Below are 16,889 nucleotides of genomic sequence, written 5' to 3' on the forward strand. Positions count from 1 at the left end.
GTTCCCATACCGAACACGGCAGTTAAGCTCTTCAGCGTCGATGGTAGTTGGGGGTTTCCCCCTGTGAGAGTAGAACGTCGCCTGGTAACTAAAACATCAGCTATTAAGCTGATGTTTTTTTGTGTTTGTTAAGATAGAACATTGTTTTTAAATATGATCAGCAGGAATTTCAAAAAATTAGTAGTAATAAATAAAGTACTTCATCATTCAATTTAACCTTAGTAAAAATAACTTCATAATAAAGATTCATTTACATATATTTATATAATACAAATCAGATTAAGTCTTTCATACTTTGGCAAAAATAATAAAAGAGTTATTAGTTGAAATTTTTCTTGAAAGGAATATAATAATAGTCAAAGATAGTCAAAGTCAGTAAGGGTGGTTAGTAATGAAAAATATATCAGATATTATTGAACAATATCTAATGCAGTACTTTGATGTATCAGACAAAGATTATGTTGAAATAAAAAGAAGTGAAATTGCTAATAAATTTGATTGTGTACCATCACAAATTAATTATGTTATAAATACAAGGTTTACGTTAGAAAGAGGATATGTAGTTGAGAGTAAACGTGGTGGTGGAGGTTACATCCGAATAATCAAAGTACAATTTCATGACAAGGCTAGCGTAATTGATCAGGTTATGAATAGTTTTAATACTAGTATCGCTCAATCAAGCTCAGAAGATTATATACATTTACTTCTTGAAAGAAATGTTATTACAGAAAGAGAAGCAAAAATGATGCTTAGTGTATTAGATCGTTCTGTTTTAATGGTCAATTTACCTTATCGTGATGAATTAAGGGCCAGGTTATTAAAAGCAATGTTAAGAAGTTTAAAATATAAATAGAATATGGAGGTTGCCCCCAAATGATATGTCAAGAATGTCAAGAACGTCCGGCAACATTACACTATTCTAAGATTATAAATGGTGAAAAGACAGATATTCACTTATGTGAGAAGTGCGCAAATGATTCAAACAACAAATATATTTTTTCCGAAATAAGTGGGTATTCTGTAAATGATTTGTTAGCCGGATTATTTAAAGGTAATAATGGTATTTATGAAATGAAAAAAAATACATTTCATAAAGATCAACAAATTGAGTGTCCTAGATGTAAGATGACATTTCAAAAGTTTACTAAAATCGGACGTTTAGGTTGTTCAACTTGTTATGAAACATTTAAAGAGCAGATGAAACCAATTGTTAAAAGGATTCATAGCGGAAATGTTTCTCATACAGGAAAATTGCCTCAGAAGATAAGTGGAGCAATTTCATTAAAAAGGAAGTTGAATGATCTTAAAACGCAAATGAAGACTTTTATTGAAAAAGAAGAATTCGAGCAAGCAATCAAATTACGGGATGAAATTCGAACAATCGAAAAAGATTTACAAATCCTTCAAGAGGAGGGGGAGTAAGTTTTATGTCAATTCATCGCATTATTAATGAAGCAATTAGTCCTTGGATGAAGCAAGAAGGTCCTGATAATGACATTGTACTAAGTAGTCGGATAAGGCTTGCTAGAAATTTTAGCGCATATTTATATCCGACTTTATTAAGCCAAGACAAGGCAAAAGAAATTTGTCACTTAGTAAAACATTATTTTGAAGGAAGTACAGCTTTACCAAATGCACCTTTTGAATATATTGAAATTAATAAGTTAGAACCAGTTGAAAAACGTGTACTGATTGAAAAGCATTTGATTAGTCCAAATTTAGTTGAATCTGTACATGGTGCATGTATTCTTTCGCAAAATGAACAGATTAGCATAATGATTAATGAGGAAGATCATTTACGTATTCAAGCTTTATACCCAGGGTTACAACTTAGAGAAGCATTAACAGAGGCGAATAATATAGATAATTATATTGAAAGTCAACTAGAATACGCTTTTGATGAAACGATTGGTTATTTAACAAGCTGTCCAACAAATGTAGGTACTGGTTTAAGAGCATCTGTAATGATGCATTTACCGGCACTTGTCATAACAAAGCAATTCAATCGTTTGATCCCAACTATTAATCAACTCGGATTAGTTGTAAGAGGAATTTACGGTGAAGGTAGCGAAGCTTTAGGTAATATCTTTCAGATTTCTAATCAAATCACATTGGGGAAATCGGAAGAAGAGATTATTGAAGATTTGATTACAATCGTTCAACAGTTGATCAAACATGAAAAGTCAGCTAGAGACGCACTTGTTAAAACTTCATTAATCAGACTAGAGGATAGAATCTATCGTTCTTTAGGGATATTGAAATACGGTAGAATTATTGAAACAAAAGAAAGTGCTGTTTGTTTATCAGATGTACAATTAGGTATCGATTTAGGTTTAATAACCGGTCTATCTAAAAACTTTTTGAATGAATTAATGATTCTAACCCAACCAGGTATATTACAACAATATGTTGGTGATCAACTTACACCTGAGGAAAGGGATATCAGAAGGGCATCATTAATTCGAGAAAAACTATCTAGTAAAAATAACTAATTATATGGGAGGAACCAATTATGATGTTTGGTCGATTTACAGAACGTGCTCAAAAAGTATTAGCTCTTTCTCAAGAAGAGGCAATCCGAATTGGACACTCAAATATAGGAACAGAACATATATTATTAGGGCTTGTACGTGAAGGCGAAGGAATCGCAGCAAAAGCATTACTTGCTCTTGGACTTAGTCCGGAAAAAGTACAGCAAGAAGTAGAAACATTAATAGGTCGTGGTCAAGGTGTAGCACAAACTGTACATTATACACCTAGAGCTAAAAAAGTAATTGAATTATCTATGGATGAAGCTCGAAAACTAGGTCACTCATATGTAGGGACAGAACATATCTTACTAGGTTTAATTCGTGAAGGTGAGGGTGTTGCAGCAAGAGTATTAAATAATCTTGGTGTTAGTTTAAACAAAGCCCGTCAACAGGTACTTCAATTATTAGGTAGCAATGAAAGCTCATCTAATCATCAAAATGGATCAGCTAACCAAGCAAATACACCTACGTTAGATAGCTTAGCTCGTGATTTAACTGTATCTGCTCGAGAAGGTCGATTAGATCCGGTTATTGGCCGTAGCAAAGAGATTCAACGTGTTATTGAAGTATTAAGCCGTCGTACGAAAAATAACCCAGTTCTAATTGGTGAACCAGGTGTTGGTAAAACAGCAATTGCTGAAGGGTTAGCGCAACAAATTGTAAATAATGAAGTACCAGAAATCCTTCGTGATAAACGAGTAATGACGCTTGATATGGGGACAGTTGTAGCTGGAACTAAATATCGAGGTGAATTCGAGGATCGTTTGAAAAAGGTAATGGACGAAATTCGTCAGGCAGGAAATATTATTTTATTCATTGATGAGCTTCATACATTAATCGGTGCTGGTGGTGCTGAAGGTGCAATTGATGCATCTAATATCTTAAAACCATCACTTGCACGTGGAGAATTACAATGTATCGGTGCTACGACAATTGATGAATACCGTAAATATATTGAAAAGGATGCAGCTCTAGAGCGTCGTTTCCAACCAATTACAGTCGATCAGCCTAGTGTTGATGAGTCAATTCAAATTTTACAAGGGTTACGCGACCGTTATGAAGCGCATCATAGAGTATCAATTTCTGATGAAGCGATTATTGAAGCAGTAAAATTATCTGACCGCTATATTACAGATCGTTTCTTACCAGATAAAGCGATTGATGTAATTGATGAAGCTGGTTCAAAGGTTCGTTTACGTAGCTTTACAACGCCACCAAACTTAAAAGAATTAGAAGTAAAATTAGAAGAAGTGCGTAAAGAAAAAGATGCCGCAGTTCAAAGCCAAGAATTTGAAAAAGCAGCATCATTAAGAGATTCAGAGCAAAGATTACGTGAGCAATTAGAAGATACAAAACGTCAGTGGAAAGAAAAACAAGGTAAAGAAAATTCTGAGGTGACTATAGAGGATATTGCGAATGTTGTATCTTCATGGACGAATATCCCAGTTACTAAGCTAGCACAAACTGAAGCTGATAAGCTGTTAAACATGGAAAGTGTTTTACACAAACGTGTAATAGGTCAAGAAGAAGCTGTTGTTGCTGTTTCTAAAGCAGTAAGACGTGCAAGAGCTGGCTTAAAGGATCCTAAACGTCCAATCGGTTCATTTATCTTCTTAGGCCCAACTGGTGTCGGTAAAACAGAATTAGCGCGAGCTCTAGCAGAAACAATCTTTGGTGACGAGGATGCAATGATTCGTATCGATATGTCCGAGTATATGGAGAAACACGCAACTTCAAGACTTGTTGGTGCACCTCCAGGATATGTTGGATATGATGAGGGTGGACAATTAACTGAAAAAGTTAGACGTAAACCATATTCTGTTATTCTTTTAGACGAAATTGAAAAAGCTCATCCAGATGTATTTAATATCTTACTTCAAGTATTAGAAGATGGTAGATTAACTGATTCTAAAGGTCGAACTGTTGACTTTAGGAATACGCTAGTGATCATGACTTCTAACGTAGGAGCAAGTGCATTAAAAACAAATAAATATGTTGGATTTAATATTAATGATGGAGCGAAAGACTATCAAGACATGAAAGGGAAAGTAATGGAGGAATTAAAGAAAGCATTCCGACCAGAGTTCCTTAACCGTATTGATGAAACAATTGTGTTCCATTCATTAGAGAAAAAACATATTAAAGAGATTGTTCATTTAATGGTAAATAGTTTAACAAAACGATTAAAAGAACAAGAAATCGAATTAGAATTATCTGATGCAGCGATTGATAAAATTGCAGATGAAGGATTTGATCCTGAATATGGAGCTCGTCCATTAAGAAGAGCAATCCAAAAGCAAATTGAAGATAGACTATCAGAAGAGCTATTAAAAGGTGCTGTTGAAAAGGGACAAAAAGTTGTTCTTGATGTTCAAGAAAATGAATATGTCATTAAATCAGCAGCTGAAATTGTAAATCAATAATTAATAAGTGTTTCCTAGCCTTTTAAAATAGGATTATTGTATACGGAAACGCTGAATTAACTAATTTTTGAAAAAGGGCGTTAAGCCCTTTTTCTTATATCATAAAAAAGGTAGGATAGACTTAGAATACATATACTAAATTAAGTAATCATGTTGCATGAGAGGTACAATACATATGGCTAAAAAGAAAACTAAATTTGTCTGTCAATCTTGCGGATATGAATCTGTTAAATGGGTAGGAAAGTGTCCAGCATGTAATGAATGGAATACAATGGTTGAGTTCATTGAACAACCGCCAAGTTCTAGAAGATTAACATTTAATACAAGCTCTTCTACTGAAGGTTCTAAGCCAATCTCCATTATGGAAGTTGAAATTGGGTCTGAAACGCGTATTGAAACGACCTTTCAAGAATTTAATCGTGTATTAGGTGGAGGAATTGTTTTAGGTTCTTTAGTATTAATTGGTGGAGACCCTGGTATCGGGAAGTCGACAATGCTTTTGCAGGTTTCTTCACAATTAGCAAAAAAGGATCATAAAGTTTTATACGTTTCTGGAGAGGAATCACAGAAACAAATAAAGCTTAGAGCAGAGCGTCTAGGAATTGCTACAAAAAACTTATTCGTGTTATCAGAGACTGATCTTTCTTACATTGCTAGATTTATGGATGAAATGGCACCAGATTTTGTTGTAATAGACTCCATTCAAACAATTTATTTGAATGAAGTAACCTCAGCTCCTGGCAGTGTTTCACAAGTTAGGGAATGTACATCAGAATTAATGAAAATTGCTAAAACAAAAGGTATACCTATATTCATAGTAGGTCATGTTACGAAGGAAGGCGCAATTGCAGGTCCTCGTTTATTAGAACATATGGTAGACGCAGTTTTATACTTTGAAGGTGAAAGACATCATACATATCGCATACTAAGAGCGGTAAAAAATCGCTTTGGTTCAACAAATGAAACTGGCATTTTTGAAATGAAGGAATTAGGATTGGTCGAAGTGTTAAATCCTTCTGAAATTTTCTTGGAGGAGCGTCCATTTGGCGTAGCCGGTTCTACAGTCGTATCTTCAATGGAAGGGACAAGACCTGTTTTAGTGGAGCTACAAGCACTTGTATCACCTACTAGTTTTGGTAATGCAAGAAGAATGGCAACGGGAGTCGATCATAACCGTGTGTCTTTAATTATGGCTGTTCTAGAAAAAAGAGTCGGTCTATTATTACAAAATCAGGACGCATATTTGAAGGTTGCTGGAGGATTAAAGTTAGATGAACCTGCAGTAGATTTAGCTGTTGCCGTTAGTATTGCATCAAGTTTTCAAGACAAGCCTACGAAACCAACAGACGTTGTAATTGGTGAAATTGGTCTAACCGGTGAAGTACGAAGAGTATCCAGAATCGAGCAAAGGGTGCAGGAAGCTGCAAAACTTGGGTTTAAACGAGCAATAATTCCTGCAAAAAATATTGGAGGGTGGAGTTTTCCTGAAGGAATGGAAATAATAGGGATAAACTCAGTTCAAGAGGCTTTAAAACATTTGTTGAGTTAGGAGGGTATAGATGGAAGATCAAAAGCAAAAGACCAAAACGATGCTGCCAGTACTAGAGATGATTTCACCTGGCACGCCATTACGTGATGGGATAGACAATGTTTTGAGAGCGCAGACAGGTGGTTTAATTGTCCTAGGCTTCAATGATGAAACAAAACAAATGGTAGATGGCGGCTTTCATATTAATGATCCATTTTCTCCAGCAAGCTTGTATGAGTTAGCGAAAATGGATGGTGCAATTATTTTAAATGAGAATGGCTCTAAAATTCTTTTGGCAAATGCACAATTAATCCCCGACCAATCTATTAATACAAAAGAAACTGGTATGCGTCACCGTACTGCTGAGCGTGTATCTAGACAAACTGGGAATTTAGTCATTGCAATCTCACAAAGAAGAAATGTCATTACTTTGTACAAAGGGAACCTACGATATACTTTAAAAGATATAGGGGTTATTTTAACAAAAGCAAACCAAGCGATTCAAACGCTTGAGAAATATAAAAGCGTTTGGAATCAAGGGATTACTTCTCTTAGTATTTTAGAATTCGAGGAGTTAGTCACTTTATTTGAAGTTGTCAATGTATTACATAGTGTTGAAATGGTATTGCGTATTAAAAATGAAATTAATAATTATGTAATAGAACTCGGTGATGAAGGTAGATTGATTGAATTACAATTAATTGAAATCATTTCGGACCTTGAGGAGGAGGCATTATTATTAATTAAAGATTATCATTATAATAAAGAGCAAAATCCTAAATATATTTTGCAAAAGCTACAAGAGTTAGCAAATGAAGAGTTATTAGAGGACCACGTTATTATTAAACTGCTTGGCTTCCCTAATAATACGAATTTAGAAGAAATGGTTGAGCCGAGGGGTTATAGGATGTTAATGAAAATTTCTAGACTACCGCCTTTGGTCATCGAGAATTTAACAGAGCGCTTCAGACATTTAAAAGGGATATTTAGAGCTTCACTTGATGAACTTGATGATGTCGATGGAATAGGTGAAATTCGTGCTAAAAAAATCAAAGAAGGATTAAAACGAATCCAAGAGCAATTGTATATCAATAGACATAATTGAGTAGTTTCGTCTAAGATAGAGTTAATTACAATATAAATAACCATAGTTGTAATTATATATTATTGATAGGAGGTGGCGAAGTGATAAAAAGGATAGTACAAGTAATTTATATCTTTGTGGGAAGTACATTATGTTTAGTATTGTTTCCACTCTTAGATAAGTTGTTAAAAACAGAGATGCCTTCAATATTACTTAATTCATACGTACAAGCATTAAGTGGGGCAGTTATCTTTTTCATTTTATCGCTTTGGTTAGTAGATCCAACAGTAATGTTTATTAGGTATATAGAGGAGAAATTGTTAAAGGCTCCTATTTCAATGATTTTGTTTGGTAGTTTAGGACTTGTTTTTGGACTTATTCTGGCATTTCTTATTTCATTGCCAATTGACTCGATTAGATTACAATATGTATCATCAATTATTCAGATTGTCGTTACGATTTTGTTAGGTTATTTAGGATTCCAAGTTGGGATTAAGAAAAGAGAAGAATTACTTGGTTTATTTACTTTATCAAAAGCTTCTAAGCGAAAAGCAACTGATGAGCAGGATACAGTAGAAACGCCGGTTAAAATTTTAGATACGAGTGTTATTATTGATGGGCGTATCGCTGACATTTGTCAAACTGGGTTTATAGAAGGTACGATTGTGATTCCGCAATTTGTATTAGCTGAGTTACAGTACATAGCAGATTCTTCTGACACGTTAAAACGAAACAGAGGTAGAAGAGGTTTAGATATACTAAATCGAATTCAAAAAGAGCTTGCTATGAACGTAGAAATTTATGAAGGTGACTTTGAAGATGTTCCTGAAGTTGATGCAAAATTAGTTAAACTTGCAAAACTAAAGAATGGTATTCTAGTTACGAATGATTTTAATTTAAACAAAGTAAGTGAATTACAACAAATTAAGGTCTGGAATATAAATGATTTAGCAAATGCCATCAAACCGGTAGTATTACCTGGAGAAGTAATAACGGCATTTGTCGTAAAAGAAGGTAAAGAAAAACTGCAAGGTGTTGCTTACCTGGATGATGGAACGATGATAGTTGTAGAAGATGGAAAAGAATCAATCGGAAAACGTATAGATACAATCGTTACAAGTGTACTGCAAACATCTGCAGGCCGTATGATTTTCGCAAAAGTAAAGTAAGGTAAAGTAAAGGGGTAACAGAGGCATGCAATATAAAGTCATTATCCCAGCAGCGGGTTCAGGCTCTCGAATGGGCGCAGGCTTCAACAAATTATTTCTAAAGATAAAGAATTCACCTATTATCGAACTAACCATTAAAATATTTGGTGAAGATCCAAGATGTAATGAGATTATTTTACCAATCAAAGAAGCTGAGAGACATCTATTTGATACATTAAACCTATCTAAATCGATTAAACAAAAAATCACTTATGTACAAGGTGGGTCTGAAAGACAAGAAAGTGTATATAATGGTTTACTATCTATTAAAGATGCAGCTGGGTATGTGCTTGTACACGACGGGGCAAGACCTTTTGTATCAAAAGATGTGATTGAACGAATTTTAAAAAGACTGAATGAACATCATGCAGTTATTTGTGCAGTTCCTATGAAAGATACGATTAAAAAAGTAATTGATGAAAAAGTGGTTGAAACAATTGATCGATCTACACTTTGGGGGGTACAAACTCCCCAAGCTTTTACTTATGAATACTTGGTACAAGCTCATCAAAAAGCGATACAAAATGGCTTTTTAGGGACTGATGATGCAAGTTTAGTTGAATGGAATGGACAAGTTGTTTCAGTAGTGAATGGTGATTATAATAATATAAAAGTTACAACAAAAGAGGATTTGTTTTTTGCTGAAACAATCTATGAACAATATCAAAATTAGAAGGTGTATACATGTTTAGAATCGGACAAGGGTTTGATGTTCATGCTTTTGCAGAAAATCGCCCATTAATTATCGGTGGCATTGAAATTCCGTATGAGCTTGGCTTACTTGGACATTCAGATGCTGATGTGCTTCTACATACAATTTCAGATGCATTATTAGGTGCGATAGGGGAAGGCGACATTGGAAAACATTTCCCAGACACAGACCCAGCTTTTAAAGATGCTGATTCGGCTAAGCTTTTAATTCACGTTTATCAACTTGTAAAAGATAAAGGATATGAATTAGTCAATGCTGATTGTACAATCATTGCACAAGCACCGAAAATGGCGCCATATATACAATCAATGAGAAGTAGAATTGCAGAATTACTAGAAACGTCTTCGGATCTTATTAATGTAAAAGCAACGACAACTGAAAAGTTAGGTTTTACTGGAAGAAAAGAAGGAATTGCTTCACAAGCGGTTGTATTGTTACAGAAGAAGGCTTAAACTAGTAAAGTATAATTATAAATCAGTGGAGAGTGTCTATAAATGTCAAATAGAGTAAGAGTTCGTTATGCACCTAGTCCAACGGGGCATTTACATATTGGTAACGCGCGTACTGCATTATATGTTTATTTATTTGCAAAACACTTTAATGGCGATATGGTATTACGTATTGAGGATACAGATATCGAACGAAACGTTGAAGGTGGCGAAGAAAGCCAAGCAAAATTTTTACACTGGTTAGGAATCGACTGGAATGAAGGTCCAGATAAAGGTGGAGAATATGGTCCTTACCGTCAATTAGAAAGATTAGATTTATATAAGCAATACGCTAACGAGTTAATTGAAAAAGGTCACGCTTATAAGTGTTATTGTACAGAAGAAGAACTTGCAGCTGAACGTGAAGCTCAAATTGCTTCTGGACTTCCAACTACACGTTATAGTGGTAAATGTCGTCATTTAACAGCGGAAGAAAGAACAGCAAAAGAAACAGAAGGTGCAGAATATACGATTCGTTTTGCAGTACCAGCATCTGATACGTATGAGTGGGAAGATATTGTTCGTGGAAATATCAAGTTCGAATCAAAAGATATCGGTGACTGGGTTCTTGTGAAAAAGAATGGAATTGCTACGTATAACTATGCAGTAGTAGTAGATGACGCGTTAATGAAAATTAGTCACGTATTACGTGGAGAAGAGCATATTTCGAATACACCGAAACAATTAATGGTCTATCGAGCGCTAAATTGGGATGCACCTGAATTTGGACACATGGCTGTAATTGTGAATGAAAACCGTAAAAAGCTTTCAAAACGTGATGAATCAGTATTACAATTTATTGAGCAATATCAAAACCTTGGTTATTTACCAGAAGCTTTATTTAACTTTATTGCGCTTCTTGGTTGGTCACCAGTTGGTGAGGAAGAAATTTTTAATAAAGAAGAATTTATTAAAATTTTCGATCCTAGCCGTTTAAGTTCAGCACCTGCAATGTTTGATAAGCAAAAGTTAACTTGGATTAACAATCGCTATATTAAAGAGCAGCCATTAGAGAAAGTAGTAGAAATTTCATTACCTCATTTAATCGAAGCTGGTTATGTAAAAGAAGAGCGTACTGCAGATGAAAATCTTTGGGTAACGAATCTTGTTGCACTTTACCAAGATCAAATGAGCTTTGGAGCTGAAATCGTAGAACTATCTAGCTTATTCTTTAAAGATGAGTTAACATTTGGTGAAGAAGAACAAGCTGTTATTTCTGAAGACCAAGTAAAAGAAGTTCTAGCTGCATTAGTTGAAGAATTAAATTCTGCTGATGAGTTTACTGTAGATTCTATTAAAACTTCAATGAAAAATGTTCAAAAAGCTACAGGACATAAAGGTAAAAAGTTATTTATGCCAATTCGTGTTGCGACAACTGGACAATGTCACGGACCTGAATTACCAGCTGCAATGACGTTATTAGGAAAAGAAAAAGTTATTGCTCGTTTACAACAAATTATTGGTTAACAATTTTGCATTCGTGTAATATATATAAATAACATTCATATAGGAAAAATGTTGATAGGGAAGAGTAAATGATTGTTCGTTATCCAGAGAGAATCACAAGTGGTGTGAGTGATTTTAACGACATACATGGAAGTGCGCCCTTGAGTCTTTAGCCGAACGATTATTTTAGTAGGTTAAAGCGGTGGAAACCGTTATATTACATGAGTTGAGATGATTTTTACTAATTATCTAAACAGAGTGGAACCGCGCAAAACAAGCGTCTCTGTGTTTAAGTACACAGGGGCGCTTTTTTATTTTTTTAGTACCATATTAAAATAGAGAGAAACGGAGTTCTTAATAAATTCTTTAAGGGGAAATGAAAATGCTAAAGTACATGAAGGAAGATGTAGCGACGATATTTGAACGTGACCCAGCTGCAACTGGATATTTAGAAGTAATTCTAACGTATGCTGGTTTACATGCATTATGGCTTTATCGATTTGCACATTATTTCTATCGTAGAAAATGGTACTTTATTGCAAGAAGTATTTCACAATTTGCTCGCTTTCTAACAGGCATTGAAATTCATCCAGGTGCGAAAATCGGTAGACGCTTCTTTATCGATCATGGGGCAGGAGTTGTTATTGGAGAAACTTGTGAAATTGGCGATGATGTCACTATTTATCAAGGAGTAACATTAGGTGGAACGGGGAAAGAAAAAGGTAAAAGACACCCGACCTTATTAAACGGAGTACTTGTTGCTACAGGGGCAAAGGTATTGGGATCGATTACAGTCGGAGAGAATGCAAAGATAGGTGCAAATTCAGTTGTACTAAAAGATGTTCCAAATAATACGACTGTAGTTGGTATACCTGGAAAGATAGTTGTTCAAGATGGAATTAGAGTGAATAATCAGTTTGATCACTGTGATTTACCAGATCCTGATGCAGATAGATTGCTTCAATTAGAAGCAGAGATTCAAGAATTGAAAAGTTTATTGAGCATAACTGAAAGGAAGTAAAAATATGGCGATTCAAATTTATAATACATTAACGAGGAAAAAAGAAGACTTTAAACCTTTAGAAGAAGGAAAAGTAAAAATGTATGTGTGTGGGCCAACAGTATACAATTATATTCATATCGGAAATGCGAGACCAGCAATTGTTTTTGACACAGTACGACGTTACTTCGAATACCGTGGATATGACGTGAATTTTGTATCAAACTTTACTGATGTAGATGATAAATTAATTAAAGCAGCAAATGAACTAGGTTCAGATGTACCAACAATCGCTGACAAATTTATAAGTGCATATTTTGAAGACGTTCAAGCACTAGGCTGCAAAACAGCTACTAATCATCCACGAGTAATGGAAAACATGGATATTATTATTGATTTTGTTGAGGAATTAATTAAAAAAGGATACGCATATGAGTCAGAGGGCGATGTGTATTTCAAAACAAAAGAATTTAATGGATACGGTAAGCTTTCTCATCAATCGATTGAAGACCTTCGTATCGGTGAAAGAATTGAGATTGGTGAAAAGAAAGAAGATCCGCTTGACTTTGCTTTATGGAAAGCAGCTAAACCAGGAGAAATTTATTGGGAAAGCCCTTGGGGTAATGGTAGACCTGGCTGGCACATCGAGTGCTCCGCAATGGCAAAAAAATATTTAGGTGAAACAATTGATATTCATGCAGGTGGTCAAGATTTATCATTCCCACATCATGAAAACGAAATTGCTCAATCTGAAGCATTGAGCGGAAAAACTTTTTCAAATTACTGGATGCATAATGGCTATATTAATATTGATAATGAAAAAATGTCAAAATCACTTGGAAACTTTGTTTTAGTACATGACATCATCAAATTAATTGATCCGATGCTGTTAAGATTCTTTATGTTATCTGTACATTACCGTCATCCAATTAACTATAGCGAAGACCTTCTTCAAGAAGCTAAAAATGGGTTCGAACGTATTAAAACAGCTTATCAAAATCTGAAACACAGACTTGAAAGTAGCACGAATTTAACTGAAGAAGACGAGAAATGGTTAAAAGAAATTAAAGACGAGAAGCAAGTCTTTATCAAAGTAATGGATGATGACTTTAATACTGCAAATGCAATTTCAGTGTTATATCAACTAGCAAAATCAGCGAATCAATATTTATTGGAAGCACACACTTCAACGAAAGTGTTGAATCAATTCCTTCAGACTTTTGATGAATTATCTAGTGTTCTTGGTATCAATCTAGTGAAAGAAGAAGCAATGTTAGATGAAGAGATTGAGGCGCTAATTCAAAAACGTACTGAAGCAAGAAAAAATCGTGATTTTGCATTAGCTGATCAAATTCGTGATCAATTAAAAGACTTAAATATTATCATTGAAGACACTCCACAAGGTATTCGCTGGAAAAGAGGATAACTTGATGATTGAAAGTAGTCAAAATTTAGATGTAAAACAATTAAATAGTTTAGCTCTTGCATATATAGGTGATGCTGTATACGAAATTTATGTACGTCATCACCTCCTTGTAAAAGGAACGGTTCGACCTCATCAGTTGCATAAAGCAGCAACTAGTTTTGTTTCTGCAAAAGGACAAGCTAAAGTAATCAGAGAAATGCTATCTTCTGACTTTCTGTCTGAAGAAGAAATTGCTGTTGTAAAAAGAGGAAGAAATGCCAAGTCGGGCACGGTCCCTAAAAATACAGATGTTCAAACATATCGATATGCTACAGCAATTGAAGCGTTGATTGGATATCATTACTTACTAAAAAATGAAGATAGACTCAATAGTATTGTACAATTTGCAATTCAGTTTATTGAGAATGAAAAAGGAGTATAACATGTCAGAGGAATTTATTATTGGACGTAACCCTGTTATGGAAGCGATACGTTCAGGTCGAGATATTAATAAAATATGGGTAAGTGATAGCGCAAATAAAGGACAAATTCATAAACTTTTAGAATTAGCGAATGAAAACAAAGTGTTAGTTCAAAAAGCGCCTAATAAAAAATTAGACGGTATGGTTCAAGGAAATCACCAAGGTGTAATTGCCCAAGTTGCTGCTTATGAATATGTAGAGGTTGAAGACTTATTCGAGGTTGCAAGTAGTCGAAATGAACAACCATTCTTCATCATACTTGATGAAATTGAAGATCCACATAATTTAGGGTCTATTATGAGAACTGCAGATGCTGTTGGTGCACATGGTATTATCATTCCAAAAAGAAGAGCGGTTGGATTAACTTCAGCAGTAGCAAAATCTTCTACGGGAGCAATTGAATATATCCCTGTTGCAAGAGTTACAAACCTTGCAAGAACTGTAGATGATTTAAAACAAAGAGGCGTTTGGATTTTCGGTACGGATGCAAAAGGTGCTGAGGATTATCGTAAAATGGACGGCGAAATCTCACTTGGTTTAATTATCGGTAGTGAAGGAAAAGGTATGAGCAGAATTTTAAAAGAAAAATGTGACTTTCTAATTAAACTGCCAATGGTTGGTAAAGTTACTTCGTTAAACGCATCTGTTGCTGCAAGTTTGTTAATGTATGAAGTACACCGCAAGAGAAATCCTCTTGGATCATAAAAAGAAAGAAATCCTGATAGTAGATGGATACAACATGATTGGAGCTTGGCCAAATCTAAGAAAGCTTCGAGATGTAGACTTTGATAAATCTCGAGACTTACTGATTACATTACTTGCTGAGTATAAAGCTTCTACTGGAATGAGCGTCATTGTCGTATTTGATGCTCATTTTGTAAACGGAATTGAAAAAGTAGATAAGCATTCGAAAGTAGATGTCATTTTTACACGTAAAAATCAGTCTGCTGATGAAAAAATTGAAAAGCTAGCAATCGAGCTCCGTCATGTAAATCATCAAATCTATGTTGCAACATCGGATTTTACAGAGCAATGGCAAATTTTTGGGCAAGGTGCGCTTCGGATTCCGGCAATGGAGTTATATCGTTCAGTTACACAAAATAAAAAAATGATCAGTAGCAAAATTAAAGAAATACCTGATCAAAGGCTGACAATAGGCAAAAAATTAAATTCAAAACAAACAGAAATTTTAGAAAAATGGCGAAGAGGGGAACGATGACTTATTGTTTCCTTTTTCTTTGTACTGTATAATGAGGTAAATTGTACGGTCGGAGGTGCTAATTTTGAACGTTGAACAGGAATTAAAACTAATGGTAGAATATGGTCCTTTGGATGATGAGGTAATTTTAGAATATGTCCGAGGAGGAGACCAAGAAGCACTTACATTTTTAATTCAAAAATACCGTAATTTTGTTAAAGCTAAATCTAGATCTTATTTTCTAATTGGTGCAGACCGTGAAGACATTATTCAAGAGGGTATGATTGGCCTGTATAAAGCAATTCGTGACTATAAAGAAGACAAGCTTTCGTCCTTTAAGGCGTTTGCAGAATTATGCATTACAAGACAAATTATTACAGCGATCAAAACAGCAACTAGACAAAAGCATATACCATTAAATTCATATGTATCGTTGGACAAGCCTATATACGATGAAGAGTCAGATCGTACTTTATTAGATGTACTGACTGAATCTAAAAATATGGATCCAGAAGAACTTGTTATAAATCAAGAAGAAAATGTGGACATAGAATTAAAAATGTCAGAATTATTAAGCGATTTAGAAAGAAAAGTATTATCACTTTACTTAGATGGACGTTCTTATCAAGAAATTTCCGAGGAATTAAACAGGCATGTAAAGTCGATTGACAATGCACTACAACGTGTAAAAAGGAAATTAGAAAGATATATGGAAATTAGAGAACTATCTGTATAGAGGTTTTCTTTAATACGGTTTGACAGTTTAGGGGACACATGTTACATTTTTAATGGATAATTATAGATGAATTAGGTTGGTGTCACCATGAGAAAAAAGGTTGTCCTGTCGTGCACTACTTGCAATAATAGAAACTACTCCACAATGAAAAATTCTGCTTCTGTAGAACGTTTGGAGATGAAGAAGTTTTGTAAAACGTGTAATGAACATACTACACATAAAGAAACAAAATAAATGAAATAATTGCGGGTGTCCTTGATCAATATTAGAATCATAGCTTTTCTGTATATAGCATGTAACGACGCTCTATTTGTACGGACAAGCGGGACGTTTACGCATTTCTCTAAACAAGTATATATTGGGGGTTGCGTCAATGGGTCGTATCGGTAAATTTTTTCGCGATGTAAAAAGCGAAATGAAGAAAGTTTCTTGGCCTAAAAGAAAAGAATTAGTTAATTCAACGGTGACAGTTGTAGCTACAGTTGTTGTCTTTGTATTTTTCTTTGCGGTGCTTGACACAGGAATTTCTGAGTTAATCCGACTTATTCTTGAATAAGTTAAAACTAAATGTGCTATAATGAATGATAATGTTTAAAGAAAAGCCCGGTAACGGGTTTTTTAATTTGCAAAGAAAGTTGACCGGGGAGG

At 34.6% G+C, this 16,889-nt stretch carries 18 protein-coding genes, 1 rRNA gene and 1 other annotated feature; all 19 genes read left to right on the forward strand.

Annotated features, from left to right (window positions below; all coding sequences use genetic code 11):
• A 5S ribosomal RNA gene (gene rrf / locus ACX6U0_RS20095) occupies positions 1-86 on the forward strand; the annotation flags it as partial.
• Positions 87-391: 305 nt separating this feature from the next.
• Positions 392-853, forward strand: coding sequence for a CtsR family transcriptional regulator (locus ACX6U0_RS20100; protein WP_464961636.1), 462 nt, complete (start codon positions 392-394; stop codon positions 851-853).
• 20 nt (positions 854-873) lie between these two features.
• Entirely contained in the window at positions 874-1,422 is a 549-nt protein-coding gene (locus ACX6U0_RS20105) for a UvrB/UvrC motif-containing protein (protein ID WP_464961637.1), read from the forward strand.
• Between the two features lie 5 nt (positions 1,423-1,427).
• Positions 1,428-2,492 (forward strand): protein arginine kinase, encoded by a 1,065-nt coding sequence (locus ACX6U0_RS20110; protein ID WP_464961638.1) that lies wholly within the window; start codon positions 1,428-1,430, stop codon positions 2,490-2,492.
• A 20-nt stretch (positions 2,493-2,512) separates the two neighbouring features.
• Positions 2,513-4,954, forward strand: coding sequence for an ATP-dependent protease ATP-binding subunit ClpC (gene clpC, locus ACX6U0_RS20115; RefSeq protein WP_464961639.1), 2,442 nt, complete (start codon positions 2,513-2,515; stop codon positions 4,952-4,954).
• Between the two features lie 175 nt (positions 4,955-5,129).
• Positions 5,130-6,503: a DNA repair protein RadA gene (radA, locus tag ACX6U0_RS20120; RefSeq protein ID WP_464961640.1), complete on the forward strand. Its 1,374-nt coding sequence runs from the start codon at positions 5,130-5,132 to the stop codon at positions 6,501-6,503.
• A gap of 10 nt (positions 6,504-6,513) precedes the next feature.
• Positions 6,514-7,587, forward strand: a complete 1,074-nt coding sequence (gene disA, locus ACX6U0_RS20125; RefSeq protein ID WP_464961641.1) for a DNA integrity scanning diadenylate cyclase DisA — start codon at positions 6,514-6,516, stop codon at positions 7,585-7,587.
• Between the two features lie 80 nt (positions 7,588-7,667).
• Complete coding sequence (locus tag ACX6U0_RS20130; protein ID WP_088003731.1) at positions 7,668-8,735, forward strand: PIN/TRAM domain-containing protein; 1,068 nt, start codon at positions 7,668-7,670, stop codon at positions 8,733-8,735.
• A gap of 25 nt (positions 8,736-8,760) precedes the next feature.
• Positions 8,761-9,447, forward strand: a complete 687-nt coding sequence (gene ispD, locus ACX6U0_RS20135) for a 2-C-methyl-D-erythritol 4-phosphate cytidylyltransferase (RefSeq protein ID WP_464961642.1) — start codon at positions 8,761-8,763, stop codon at positions 9,445-9,447.
• Between the two features lie 11 nt (positions 9,448-9,458).
• The gene (gene ispF / locus ACX6U0_RS20140) at positions 9,459-9,938 is read left to right on the forward strand and encodes a 2-C-methyl-D-erythritol 2,4-cyclodiphosphate synthase (RefSeq protein WP_464961643.1); all 480 of its coding nucleotides are present in this window, start codon (positions 9,459-9,461) and stop codon (positions 9,936-9,938) included.
• Between the two features lie 42 nt (positions 9,939-9,980).
• A complete protein-coding gene (gene gltX / locus ACX6U0_RS20145) occupies positions 9,981-11,441 on the forward strand; it encodes a glutamate--tRNA ligase (protein ID WP_464961644.1) in 1,461 nt (486 codons plus the stop codon).
• 42 nt (positions 11,442-11,483) lie between these two features.
• Positions 11,484-11,708 (forward strand) — a binding site (T-box leader).
• A gap of 94 nt (positions 11,709-11,802) precedes the next feature.
• Positions 11,803-12,441: a serine O-acetyltransferase gene (gene cysE, locus ACX6U0_RS20150; protein ID WP_464961645.1), complete on the forward strand. Its 639-nt coding sequence runs from the start codon at positions 11,803-11,805 to the stop codon at positions 12,439-12,441.
• Between the two features lie 4 nt (positions 12,442-12,445).
• Positions 12,446-13,846 carry a cysteine--tRNA ligase gene (cysS, locus tag ACX6U0_RS20155; RefSeq protein WP_464961646.1) on the forward strand — a complete coding sequence of 467 codons (1,401 nt, stop codon included), beginning with the start codon at positions 12,446-12,448 and terminating at the stop codon, positions 13,844-13,846.
• A gap of 4 nt (positions 13,847-13,850) precedes the next feature.
• Positions 13,851-14,267: a Mini-ribonuclease 3 gene (locus tag ACX6U0_RS20160; protein ID WP_464961647.1), complete on the forward strand. Its 417-nt coding sequence runs from the start codon at positions 13,851-13,853 to the stop codon at positions 14,265-14,267.
• A 1-nt stretch (position 14,268) separates the two neighbouring features.
• A complete protein-coding gene (gene rlmB, locus ACX6U0_RS20165) occupies positions 14,269-15,012 on the forward strand; it encodes a 23S rRNA (guanosine(2251)-2'-O)-methyltransferase RlmB (protein ID WP_464961648.1) in 744 nt (247 codons plus the stop codon).
• 34 nt (positions 15,013-15,046) lie between these two features.
• Positions 15,047-15,526 carry an NYN domain-containing protein gene (locus ACX6U0_RS20170; protein WP_464961680.1) on the forward strand — a complete coding sequence of 160 codons (480 nt, stop codon included), beginning with the start codon at positions 15,047-15,049 and terminating at the stop codon, positions 15,524-15,526.
• A 64-nt stretch (positions 15,527-15,590) separates the two neighbouring features.
• Entirely contained in the window at positions 15,591-16,241 is a 651-nt protein-coding gene (sigH, locus tag ACX6U0_RS20175) for an RNA polymerase sporulation sigma factor SigH (RefSeq protein WP_464961649.1), read from the forward strand.
• 87 nt (positions 16,242-16,328) lie between these two features.
• The gene (rpmG, locus tag ACX6U0_RS20180; protein WP_464961650.1) at positions 16,329-16,475 is read left to right on the forward strand and encodes a 50S ribosomal protein L33; all 147 of its coding nucleotides are present in this window, start codon (positions 16,329-16,331) and stop codon (positions 16,473-16,475) included.
• A gap of 139 nt (positions 16,476-16,614) precedes the next feature.
• Positions 16,615-16,797, forward strand: a complete 183-nt coding sequence (gene secE / locus ACX6U0_RS20185) for a preprotein translocase subunit SecE (protein WP_464961651.1) — start codon at positions 16,615-16,617, stop codon at positions 16,795-16,797.
• Positions 16,798-16,889 lie beyond the last annotated feature (92 nt).

The sequence above is a fragment of the Gottfriedia sp. ABJ_BB2_2 genome, from assembly GCF_055484705.1.

Coding starts and splice junctions, on each gene's coding strand:
- ACX6U0_RS20100 (WP_464961636.1), top strand. CDS start 392: ATGAAAAATATATCAGATATTATTGAACAATATCTAATGCAGTACTTT.
- ACX6U0_RS20105 (WP_464961637.1), top strand. CDS start 874: ATGATATGTCAAGAATGTCAAGAACGTCCGGCAACATTACACTATTCT.
- ACX6U0_RS20110 (WP_464961638.1), top strand. CDS start 1,428: ATGTCAATTCATCGCATTATTAATGAAGCAATTAGTCCTTGGATGAAG.
- clpC (WP_464961639.1), top strand. CDS start 2,513: ATGATGTTTGGTCGATTTACAGAACGTGCTCAAAAAGTATTAGCTCTT.
- radA (WP_464961640.1), top strand. CDS start 5,130: ATGGCTAAAAAGAAAACTAAATTTGTCTGTCAATCTTGCGGATATGAA.
- disA (WP_464961641.1), top strand. CDS start 6,514: ATGGAAGATCAAAAGCAAAAGACCAAAACGATGCTGCCAGTACTAGAG.
- ispD (WP_464961642.1), top strand. CDS start 8,761: ATGCAATATAAAGTCATTATCCCAGCAGCGGGTTCAGGCTCTCGAATG.
- ispF (WP_464961643.1), top strand. CDS start 9,459: ATGTTTAGAATCGGACAAGGGTTTGATGTTCATGCTTTTGCAGAAAAT.
- gltX (WP_464961644.1), top strand. CDS start 9,981: ATGTCAAATAGAGTAAGAGTTCGTTATGCACCTAGTCCAACGGGGCAT.
- cysE (WP_464961645.1), top strand. CDS start 11,803: ATGCTAAAGTACATGAAGGAAGATGTAGCGACGATATTTGAACGTGAC.
- cysS (WP_464961646.1), top strand. CDS start 12,446: ATGGCGATTCAAATTTATAATACATTAACGAGGAAAAAAGAAGACTTT.
- ACX6U0_RS20160 (WP_464961647.1), top strand. CDS start 13,851: ATGATTGAAAGTAGTCAAAATTTAGATGTAAAACAATTAAATAGTTTA.
- rlmB (WP_464961648.1), top strand. CDS start 14,269: ATGTCAGAGGAATTTATTATTGGACGTAACCCTGTTATGGAAGCGATA.
- ACX6U0_RS20170 (WP_464961680.1), top strand. CDS start 15,047: ATGATTGGAGCTTGGCCAAATCTAAGAAAGCTTCGAGATGTAGACTTT.
- rpmG (WP_464961650.1), top strand. CDS start 16,329: ATGAGAAAAAAGGTTGTCCTGTCGTGCACTACTTGCAATAATAGAAAC.
- secE (WP_464961651.1), top strand. CDS start 16,615: ATGGGTCGTATCGGTAAATTTTTTCGCGATGTAAAAAGCGAAATGAAG.